Genomic DNA, 9,194 nt, shown 5'->3' with positions numbered 1-9,194 from the left:
GCTCGCCCGAGGCGGTGCGGGCGCCGTCGTAGACCGCCGCCGCCGCGCGCGCCTCGGCCTCGGTGAGGCAGGCGGCCGGGTCGGCGCCCGGCGTGCAGATGGCGCGCATCGGATCGAAGCGGCAGGCCAGCGGATCGCGCAGCACGCCATCCGCGCCGCCGCAGGCCGCCACGGCAAGCCTGTTCAGCACCGCCAGCCGGTCCGCGGTCAGCGCCGCCGTGCCGTCCGGCAGGCGGTTCCGCTGCACCGTCCAGGCATGGTGGAAGGTGTTCTGCACCGTGAAGTCCATCACCGGCGCGCCGGCGACAATGCCGTCGAAATCCTCCGGATACAGGCGCGCGGCCATAAGCCCCTCGCGTCCGCCATCCGAGCAGCCGGCGAAATAGGAGCGGCGCGGCGCCTGGCCGTAGAAGCGCGCGATCAGCAGCTTCGCCGCGCGCGCCGTCAGGTGCTGCGCGCGATGGGCGAAGTCGATCCGCCGCTCGGGATCGCCGCCCCAGGAAGCGGCGGAGGGATCGCGATGGCCCATGTCGGTCGCGGCCATGGCGAATTCGCCGCGCGTGTAGGGCAGGCAGCCCGTCACTTGCGGCGGTGCATCGGGAATGCGCCCGCAGAGTCCGCCGCAGCCGATCTGCAGGTAGCGCCCGGTCCAGGTCTCGAGCGGCAGCCAAGCCTCGAAGCCGATCGTCCCGCGGAGCGTGCCGCGCAGGTGACAGACCGGCGCCGGCCTTCCCTCGCGCAGCACCGTCGCGGCCTCGACGCGCGCGGGGACGCCGAGCTCTGCCGAGACGTCCATGCCCGCCAGTGCCTCGCAGCCCAGGCGCGGCGCGACCGGCGGCTGGGCCAGCGCCGGCATCGCGGCCATGGCGAGCAGGAGGGCAGCGAGGGCGCGGATCACCCGCGCCCCTCCGGCAGGGGCGGGGTGCCGTGGGTGTGGAAGCTCTCGATGGTCTTGAGCCCCCAGGCCTGCCCCTTCCGCCGCTCCGCCTCGGTCCAGGTGATCGTCTTCCAGTCCGGCGCCAGCACCAGGCGCGCGCCGGCATGCGCCACCTCCACGCGGTTGCCGCCGGGCTCGTAGACGTAGAGAAAGAAGGTCTGCTGCACGGCGTGCTTGTGCGGCCCGGTCTCGATGTGCACGCCGGCTTCCAGGAAGGTGTCGGCGGCCTGCAGCACCGCCTCCCGGCTGTCCAGCGCGAAGGTCACGTGGTGGAAGCGCCCGCCGACGCCGTGCGCCTCCTTGGTGAAGGCGAAGTCGTAGGACTTGTTGGTGGCGGTCAGCCACATCCCCGCCTCCTCCCCGCTGTCGAGCTCGATCCGTTCCGTGCAGCGGAAGCCCAGGGTGCGCTCGAAGAACGCGCGGTTGGCGCGGACGTCCACCGCCAGGCAGTTGAAGTGGTCGATGCGGCGGACATTGACGCCGCGCGCGGGATAGCGCTCCGCCTGGTTCTTCAGGGAGGGGCGGCGATCCGCCGGCGCCTCGTACCACTCCGTGTCCCAATAGAGCTCGAAGACGTGCCCGTCCGGGTCGCGGAAGCGCCAGCCGGTGCCGTGGCCGAGATTGTCCTCCACCGGCCAGACCTCGCAGCCATCGGCGCGCAGCGCGGCCAGGCGGCGGTCCAGCGCCTGGCGGCTGCGGGTGCGGAAGGCGGCATGGCCGAGGCCTGAGGTCCGCGATGCCGTGAGCTGGAGGGAGAAGCGCTCGTAGTCGTCCCAGCCGCGCAGGAAGACGCTGTCGCCCTGCTGGCCGCTGACCGTCATGCCCATCACGTCGCGGAAGAAGCGGAGCGATTCGTCGGGCTTCGGCGTCAGCAGCTCGACATGGCCGAGATGCGCGATGTCGAGCACCGGCTCGGGCGCGTCCATGGCGGTTCCTCCGTGGCCGCCAAGGGGCGGCGGCCGGGACCCTAGCCCCGCCGCCTCCGCCGCGTCGTATCGCTTCTTCGGGTGGAGGTATCAGCTCCCGGCATGGCTCCGAAGCCCCGCGCCGCCATTTCGGCGACGAAGCCCTGCAGCGCGGCGATGAAGGCCGCGGCGGCGGGGGAGGGGGCGGGCTCGGCAGGGCGGATGATGCCGGCGGGCCGCGGCGGCGCCGGCACCGGCAACGGGACCACCTCCAGCGCGCCGCGCAGCAGGTCGCCCACCATCATCGACCGCGGCATGATGGAGAGGCAGTCGCTGGCCAGCAGCATCTCCCGGATGAAGCCGTAGGAGGAGGAGCGCAGCGGCACGTCGCGCGGCAGCCCGAGCAGCGCCAGCAGCTGGTCGATCTCCTGCCCCACGCGCTGGCTGACGGTGGGCAGCACCAGCTCGTGCCGCGCCAGCGCGGCTGCGGTGACCGGGCCGCGGAGCGACAGCACCGGATGGCCGGCGCGGGCCAGGACGGAGATCGGCTCCTCCCACAGCGCCTCGCGCAGGAAGCCGTCGGGCACGGCGGGCGCGTAGAGCCGGCCGACCACCAGGTCCAGCTCGCGGCTGGCCAGAAGCGGCAGCAGCTCCTCCGTGCGGCCCTGCTGGAGGCGCACGCGCAGCGTCGGGTGGCTGGCGCGCAGCCGGATCAGCGCGCCGGGCAGCACGCCGACCGCGGCCACCGGCAGCACGCCCACCGCGACCGCGCCGCCATCCGCGCTGCCCACCGCGTCCAGCTCCTCCTCCGCGCGGCGCAGTTCGGCCAGCAGGCGGCGGGCCAGGCGGACCATGACGACGCCGGCTTCGGTGGGGCGCACGCCGCGGGCGTGGCGCTCGAACAGGCGGGCGCCGGCCACCTCCTCCAGCTCGCGCAGGCTGCGTGACAGGGCGGGCTGAGTCAGGCCCAGCGCGGCGCCGGCCTTCAGCAGGCTGCCATGGGTGTCGAGCGCATCCGCCAGGCGAAGCGCCGAGAGCTTCAGGCGCTGGTCCAGGTATCGCCAGGGCATGCGGGCGCGCGTCTCCGTGAGGGGGCGCGGCCAGGATGGCGGCAAGCCCGGGCGTAAATCCAGCCGATCTCCAGAACTCCGCAAGCTCCTCTCCAAGCGGGCCGCACCGCGCGCGCCCAGGATGCCGCCACGCCCTGCATCCGGCCTGCCCGCCAGGGCGCGAAGCACCGCAACCCCCGGCTTCACGAGGAGACGACCCATGTCCGCCACCGCCGAGATGACCGCCCCCGCCGCCACGAAGGCGCCGCCCCCGCCGAGCCATGGCGTGGACACGCCGGCGCTCTTCGCCACCATCGGCGTAGTGAAGGGCCAGCCGGAGCTGGCGAAGTTCCAGTTCCGCACGCAGAGCCAGTGGCTCTCCGGCACGCACATGCAGAGCACGATGTCCGGCTTCTCCGGCGCGGGCGGCGAGCATCAGCACAAGGCGACCACCGTCGCCGATGCCGACCACCCGGCCGTGCTGTGCGGGGCCGACAACGGCCCGACGCCGGTGGAGTGGCTGCTGCACGCGCTGGCCGCCTGCCTGACCGCCGGCATCGCCAACATCGCCGCGGCGCGCGGCGTCATGCTGACCAAGGCCGACGCGAGGGTCGAGGGCGACATCGACCTGCAGGGCATCCTGGGCCTGTCGGACGAGGTTCGGAACGGCTTCCAGGCGATCCGCGTGACCTTCCAGATCGCCGGCAACGCGCCGCAGGCGAAGCTGGAGGAGATCGTGCGGCAGTCCGTCGCGCGCTCCGCCGTCTTCGACATGCTGACCAACGGCCTGCCCGTCGCCGTCTCGGTCCAGGCCTGAGCGATGCGGCCCGCCGCCGGCGGGCCGCCCTTCCTGAAGGACACGCCGCCATGCGCAGCACCGACGCCGTCGTGATCGGCGCGGGCCAGGCCGGCCTCGCCATGAGCCACGAACTCGCCCGGCTCGGCATCGATCATGTCGTGCTGGAGCGCGGCCGCGTCGCGGAGCGCTGGCGGACCGAGCGGTGGGACAGCCTCGCGCTGCTGACGCCGAACTGGATGAGCCGCCTTCCCGGCCACGACTACGCCGGCCCCGATCCGGACGGCTTCATGACCATGCCGGAGGTGATCGGCTTCCTGGACCTCTATGCGCGGCGCTTCGCGATGCCGGTCGTCGAGGAGACGGAGGTCACCGCGCTGCACCGGCTGGGCGGCGCCTACCGGCTGGAGACCACGCGCGGCGCCTGGCTGGCGCGCGTGGTGGTGGTCGCGACCGGCCATTGCGGCGTGCCCGCCGTGCCGGGCTTCGCCGCCGCGCTGCCGCGCGACCTGCTGCAGCTCACGGCGTCCTCCTACCGCAACCCCGGCGCGCTGCCGCCGGGCGGCGTGCTGGTGGTCGGCGCCGCCGCCTCCGCGCTGCAGATTGCCGAGGAGCTGCGCGCCGCCGGGCGCAAGGTGGTGCTCTCCGCGGGCCGCCACACGCGCGTGCCGCGCAGCTACCGCGGCGAGGATATCTGGCGCTGGATGGAACTCGCCGGGATGCTGGAGGACCGCGCCGAGGACCAGGTGGATATCCGCCGCGCCCGCGCGCAGCCCTCGCTGCAACTCGTCGGCGGCATGCCGCGGCGCAACCTCGACCTCGGCACGCTGCGCGCGGCGGGCGTGCGCGTGATCGGCCGCGCAATGGGCGCGGAGGGGCGCGTGATGCGCTTCGCCGACGATCTCGCGGTCAACCTAGCCGGCGCGCAGAAGCCGCTGGAAAGCATGCTGGCGCGCATCGACACGCTGGCCGACGCGCTGGGCGCGCCGCACGAGGCCTGGCCGGCGCCGCTGCAGGGCTTCGGCCCGATGCCCACGCGGCTCGACCTGGCGGGAGAGGGCATCCGCAGCGTGGTCTGGGCCACCGGCTACCGCCGCGACTACGCCTGGCTGCGCATCCCCGGGCTGGTGGATGAGCGCGGCGAGGTGCGGCACCGCGGCGGCGTCGCGCCGGCGCGCGGCCTGTATCTGCTCGGCCTGCGCTTCATGCGCCGGCGCAGCTCGAACTTTCTCGGCGGGGTCGGCGCGGATGCCGCCGCGATCGCCGCCGAGGCCGTCCGCCACCTTGCCACCACCAGCGGCCGCCAGGCGGCCTGACGCCAGGGAGACCCGCCATGTCCAGCCCGACCCGCCGCTACGACGCGATCGTCGTCGGCGCCCGCTGCGGCGGCGCCGCCACGGCCATGTTGCTGTCGCGCCAGGGGATGCGCGTGCTGCTGGTGGACCGCGGCGCGCACGGCACGGAGACGCTGTCCACCCACGCGCTGATGCGCGGCGGCGTGCTGCAGCTGGCGCGCTGGGGCGTGCTGCCGCGCATCGTCGCGGCGGGCACGCCGGCGGTGCGCCGCACCAGCTTCCACTATGGCGCGGAGGAGATCGCCATCGCGCTGCGACCGGGCGATGGGGTGGATGCGCTCTACGCGCCGCGGCGGTCCGTGCTGGACGCCGTGCTGGCGGATGCGGCGGCCGATGCCGGGGCGGAGCTGCGCTACGGCGAGACGTTGGTGGACCTGCTCCGGGACGACGAAGCGCGGGTGAGTGGCGCGATCATGCTGGATGCGCTCGGCAACCGGCGCGAGGTCGCGGCGGGGCTGGTGGTCGGCGCGGACGGCATCGGCTCGGCCGTCGCGCGCCTTGTCGGCGCGCCGCTGCTGCGCCAGGCGCGGCACGCCACGGCGACGGTGTTCGGCTACTGGTCCGGCATCGCCGCGGAAGGCTACCACTGGCACTACGAGCCGGGCGCGAGCGCCGGCGCCATCCCGACCAATGCCGGGCTGCATTGCGTCTTCGTCTCGGTACCGCCGGAGCGCTATCTCGCCGACCTCCGCGGCATGCCGATGGACGGCTTCCACAAGGTGCTGCGCGAGGTCGCGCCGGGCCTGGCGGCGCAGGCGGCGCAGGGTCGGCGGGTCGGCCCGCTCTCGGTGTTCGCCGGACGGCGCGGCTTCTTCCGCCGGGCGGCGGGGCCAGGCTGGGCGCTGGTCGGCGATGCCGGCTACTTCAAGGATCCGCTGACCGCGCACGGCATCACCGACGCGCTGCGAGACGCGGAGCTGCTGGCCCAGGCGGCGCTTCGGGACATGCCGGCCGCCTTCGCGGAGTACGAGGCGCGGCGCGACGACCTCTCCCTGCCGCTGTTCGAGGCGACGGACGCGATCGCCGCCTTCGACTGGGACCTGCCGCGCCTGCAGGCGCTGCACAAGCAGCTCAACGAGGCGATGAAGCGCGAGGTCGCGTGGATGCTGGCGCATGCCGCGCCGGCGCTGGAGGCTGCATGAGCGACGCCTGGCGCCTGACCCTCGCCGGCCGCCCGCAACCCGGGCAGCGCGCGACGCGCAGCCGCCGGACCAGCGGGCGCGACGTCGCGCTGTTCGCGGAGATGACGGGCGACCTCAACCCGCTGCATGTCGATGCGGTGCTGGCCGCACGCTCGCCCTTCGGCGGGCTGATCGTGCAGGGCGGCGTCACCTCCGGCCTGCTCAACGCCGTGGTGGCGCAGGACCTGCCCGGCCCGGGCAGCGTCTTCCTGGGCACGGAATGGCGCTTCGTGCGTGCGGTGCGCATCGGCGAGGCAATCGAGGCGGAGGTGGAGGTGCTGGCCGTGCGCGACGACAAGCCGATCTGCACCCTGCGCACCACGGTGCGCAACGAAGCCGGCGAGCCCTGCCTGACCGGCACCGCGGTGACCTGGACCGCGCCGCTGCGCGACGCGGCGGATCTCCAGGACGTCTCCACGACATCTCCAGCCCGCCCGCAAGCGGCGTCGCCCCGCGGCGCGTAGCTTGCGCCTCGCGGCCGCACCGGCCGCGACAGCGACAGGAGAGCGAGAGATGGACCCGACCGGAACCCCGATCGCGCTGCGTCACCGCAGCGGGGGCGAGTGGATGCGCCACATTGCCGGCCGCGCGCTGGCGGTGCGCGAGGCCGAACGCCGCCGCGCCGCTGCGGCCGCGGCCTGGCGCGAGGTGGCGCCCTTCATCCCCTGCGGATGAGGGTGGGTCACGCCGCGGCGGGCGCGGTCTCTGGCACGCCGGCCCGCCGCAGACCCTCGACGAAGCGCTCCACGCGCTCCGCGTCGCGGCAGAAGAAGAAGTCGGCGCGGGCCGCATCCGTGCAGTAGCCCGGGTGGCGCGCGAGGAGGTCCGCCACCGCGCGCCGCGTCTCCGCCTCTCGCCCCAGCAGGCCCAGCGCGGCCGCCAGGACGGCATAGGGCCAATGCTTCGCATTGGGCGCCCGGACGCCCTGCCGCGCCAGCGCCACCGCAGCGTCAAGGTCGCCCAGGAACAGGTGCGCCAGCGCCCGCATGGCGTGGAAGCTTGAGAGGTGCGGGTCGCGCGGGCTGAGGTCGGTCGCGCGTTCGATGCAGGCGATCGCCTCCTCCTCCCGCCCGCAGAAGATCAGGGTGAAGCCGAGCGCGTACCAGGCCTGGGCGAAGCTGGGGTTCAGCTCCACCGCGGCCTCCAGCCGGGCGATCGCCTCCTCGTAGTCCTGCAGGAAGGTGTGCACGCGGCCGAGCACGCAGAGATTCATGCAGTCCTGGTCGTCCAGCGCCACCGCCGCACGCGCCTCCCGCAGCGCCGCCTCGATCAGCGCGGGGCGGTCGGCCGGCGGGCGCAGCACGGCGCTCTGCAGATAGACATAGGACAGCGCGCCATGCGCGCGCGCGAAGCCGGGATCGATCTCCAGCGCGCGGCGGAACATCGCCTCCGCCTCGTCCATGCCGGGCACGGTGAAGCCCCAGAGGTGGAACAGGCCGCGCTGGTAGCAGTCCCAGGCGTCGAAATGGCGGGGCGGGCGGCGCACCGCGGCCTCGCGCTCCAGCCGGGCGAGCTCCGGCTCGATGGTGGCGGCGATCTGTTCCGCCATGCTGCGCTGGATGTCGAGCAGGTCGTCCAAACTGAACTCGTGAGCCTCGGACCAGAGCTGGCGGCTGGTCTCGGCGCAGACCAGGTCGGCGGTGATGCGCACGCGCTCCCCGCGGCGCCAGACGCTGCCCTGCACGATGTAGCGCACGCCGAGCGCGGCGCCGATCTCCCGCGCATCCACGTCGCGGCTGCGGAAGGGCGCGCCGGAATGCCGGCTCAGCACGTCGAGCCAGCGGTGGCGGGCGAGCAGGCGGATGATGTCGTCGGTCAGGCCGTAGCTGAAATACTCGGCGTCCGGCTCCGGGCTGAGATTGGCGAAGGGCAGCACCACCAGCGACGGCCGGCGCGACGTCACGGGGTCTCCCCGGGCCTCGGCCTGCGGCGGCGGGGCAAGCGCCTGCACGACCGCAGGCGGTTCCTGCGGGCCGAGCGCGTGCACCTCCGCCACGAAGCGGAACCCGCGCTTGTGCACGGTGCGGATCACCTCCTGCCGGTCGCCGTCGTCGCCCACCGCCTTGCGCGCGGCGTTGATGCGGCTGCTCAGCGCGGCCTCGGACACGATGCGGCCCTGCCAGATCGTGTCGAACAGCTCGTCCTTGCTGACCACGCGGTCGCGGTTGCGCAGGAGATGGACCAGCAGGTCGAACACCTGCGGCTCGACATGCACGACCTCGTCGCCGCGCCGCAGTTCCTGCCGCTGCAGGTCCACCTGGCATGCGCCGAAGCCAAGCTTCATCGGTTCGGGCGCCTTCCTTCGCACCGGCGATAGCGCAACTGACGCAACACGGGCGATCACGCTGGCGTGAAGTGCGCCGCGCGCCTTCGGGAATTCCACGACTTCTCAAGGCGAAGATGAGGGCTTCGCCAAGCGGCGAAGGCGGTGTGCCGGCAAAAGGGGACACGGCCGCGATGGGGCGGCCGCCGCTTCAGGACGACACGCCATGACGCACAATCCGAAGACCGGCCCCGCCGCGCGGATCCGGCACGCCTTCGCCCGTTGGCGCATCCGGATGCAGGAACGCGACGCGCTGGCCTCGATGGGCCATCGCGAACTGCGCGACATCGGCCTGACGCCCGCCGAGGCGCGGATCGAGGCCGGCAAGCCCTTCTGGATCGCCTGATGGGCCGGGGGGGAGGAGCCGCCGACATGACCCAGGCTGCGATGCGGGCGCCGCCGATGGCAGACATCGCCGCGCCCGCGCGGCACGCCGACGCGCTCGGCGTGGCCGCGGCCCTCGGCGCCGCCACGATCTGGGGCGGCGCTCTGGCGATGACCCGTGTCGGCGTCGCCGAGGCGAGCGCCGCGCTTGGGCCGCACGACATGGTGCTGCTGCGCTTCCTGGCGCCGGCGGCGCTGCTGCTGCCGGTCGCGCTCCGCGTTCTGCCGCGGCTGCGCCCGGGGCAGCTCTGGCTGCTGCTGGCG

The 9,194-nt window shown here is 74.1% G+C and carries 11 protein-coding genes; 7 read left to right on the top strand and 4 right to left on the bottom strand.

The annotated features are described in order from the left end of the window. The 3 genes from OZN99_RS18670 to OZN99_RS18660 form a co-directional block, all read right to left on the bottom strand. Window positions 1-898 (bottom strand): tannase/feruloyl esterase family alpha/beta hydrolase (locus OZN99_RS18670; protein WP_270936777.1); only part of this gene is annotated, 898 nt, incomplete at its 3' end. Next, window positions 895-1,863: a catechol 2,3-dioxygenase gene (locus tag OZN99_RS18665; protein ID WP_270936776.1), complete on the bottom strand. Its 969-nt coding sequence runs from the start codon at window positions 1,861-1,863 to the stop codon at window positions 895-897. The genes OZN99_RS18665 and OZN99_RS18670, both read right to left, overlap by 4 nt. 41 nt (window positions 1,864-1,904) lie before the next feature. Then, complete coding sequence (locus OZN99_RS18660; RefSeq protein WP_270936775.1) at window positions 1,905-2,912, bottom strand: LysR substrate-binding domain-containing protein; 1,008 nt, start codon at window positions 2,910-2,912, stop codon at window positions 1,905-1,907. A gap of 199 nt (window positions 2,913-3,111) precedes the next feature. On the opposite strand from OZN99_RS18660, the gene OZN99_RS18655 reads away from it, so the two are divergent. The 5 genes from OZN99_RS18655 to OZN99_RS18635 are packed head-to-tail and all read left to right on the top strand — an operon-like array spanning window position 3,112 to window position 6,898. Next, entirely contained in the window at window positions 3,112-3,708 is a 597-nt protein-coding gene (locus tag OZN99_RS18655) for an OsmC family protein (protein WP_270936774.1), read from the top strand. A gap of 50 nt (window positions 3,709-3,758) precedes the next feature. Then, on the top strand, window positions 3,759-5,003 hold the full coding sequence (locus tag OZN99_RS18650) for an NAD(P)-binding domain-containing protein (protein ID WP_270936773.1): 1,245 nt from the start codon (window positions 3,759-3,761) through the stop codon (window positions 5,001-5,003). Between the two features lie 17 nt (window positions 5,004-5,020). Next, the gene (locus OZN99_RS18645; protein WP_270936772.1) at window positions 5,021-6,184 is read left to right on the top strand and encodes an FAD-dependent oxidoreductase; all 1,164 of its coding nucleotides are present in this window, start codon (window positions 5,021-5,023) and stop codon (window positions 6,182-6,184) included. After that, window positions 6,181-6,687, top strand: coding sequence for a MaoC family dehydratase (locus OZN99_RS18640; RefSeq protein ID WP_270936771.1), 507 nt, complete (start codon window positions 6,181-6,183; stop codon window positions 6,685-6,687). Before OZN99_RS18645 ends, OZN99_RS18640 begins: the two co-directional genes overlap by 4 nt. Window positions 6,688-6,736: 49 nt before the next feature. Further along, a complete protein-coding gene (locus OZN99_RS18635) occupies window positions 6,737-6,898 on the top strand; it encodes a hypothetical protein (RefSeq protein WP_270936770.1) in 162 nt (53 codons plus the stop codon). 7 nt (window positions 6,899-6,905) lie between these two features. On the opposite strand, the gene OZN99_RS18630 is transcribed toward OZN99_RS18635, so the two are convergent. Beyond that, on the bottom strand, window positions 6,906-8,507 hold the full coding sequence (locus OZN99_RS18630; RefSeq protein ID WP_270936769.1) for a winged helix-turn-helix domain-containing tetratricopeptide repeat protein: 1,602 nt from the start codon (window positions 8,505-8,507) through the stop codon (window positions 6,906-6,908). 205 nt (window positions 8,508-8,712) lie between these two features. Here OZN99_RS18630 and OZN99_RS18625 point away from each other — a divergent pair, with 205 nt between their 5' ends. Further along, window positions 8,713-8,892 carry a DUF1127 domain-containing protein gene (locus OZN99_RS18625; protein WP_270936768.1) on the top strand — a complete coding sequence of 60 codons (180 nt, stop codon included), beginning with the start codon at window positions 8,713-8,715 and terminating at the stop codon, window positions 8,890-8,892. Window positions 8,893-8,918: 26 nt separating this feature from the next. Further along, the coding region (locus OZN99_RS18620; RefSeq protein ID WP_408611861.1) for a hypothetical protein at window positions 8,919-9,194 on the top strand (276 nt) is incomplete at its 3' end.

Source organism: Falsiroseomonas oryzae, from assembly GCF_027856955.1.
In the GTDB taxonomy this organism is placed as follows: domain Bacteria; phylum Pseudomonadota; class Alphaproteobacteria; order Acetobacterales; family Acetobacteraceae; genus Falsiroseomonas; species Falsiroseomonas oryzae.
This window is presented reverse-complemented; position numbering and strand designations above follow the sequence as displayed.

Excerpts from the sequence above, each read along its gene's own strand:
- OZN99_RS18665 (WP_270936776.1), bottom strand. The coding sequence starts at position 1,863 with ATGGACGCGCCCGAGCCGGTGCTCGACATCGCGCATCTCGGCCATGTC.
- OZN99_RS18660 (WP_270936775.1), bottom strand. The coding sequence starts at position 2,912 with ATGCCCTGGCGATACCTGGACCAGCGCCTGAAGCTCTCGGCGCTTCGC.
- OZN99_RS18655 (WP_270936774.1), top strand. The coding sequence starts at position 3,112 with ATGTCCGCCACCGCCGAGATGACCGCCCCCGCCGCCACGAAGGCGCCG.
- OZN99_RS18650 (WP_270936773.1), top strand. The coding sequence starts at position 3,759 with ATGCGCAGCACCGACGCCGTCGTGATCGGCGCGGGCCAGGCCGGCCTC.
- OZN99_RS18645 (WP_270936772.1), top strand. The coding sequence starts at position 5,021 with ATGTCCAGCCCGACCCGCCGCTACGACGCGATCGTCGTCGGCGCCCGC.
- OZN99_RS18640 (WP_270936771.1), top strand. The coding sequence starts at position 6,181 with ATGAGCGACGCCTGGCGCCTGACCCTCGCCGGCCGCCCGCAACCCGGG.
- OZN99_RS18635 (WP_270936770.1), top strand. The coding sequence starts at position 6,737 with ATGGACCCGACCGGAACCCCGATCGCGCTGCGTCACCGCAGCGGGGGC.
- OZN99_RS18630 (WP_270936769.1), bottom strand. The coding sequence starts at position 8,507 with ATGAAGCTTGGCTTCGGCGCATGCCAGGTGGACCTGCAGCGGCAGGAA.
- OZN99_RS18625 (WP_270936768.1), top strand. The coding sequence starts at position 8,713 with ATGACGCACAATCCGAAGACCGGCCCCGCCGCGCGGATCCGGCACGCC.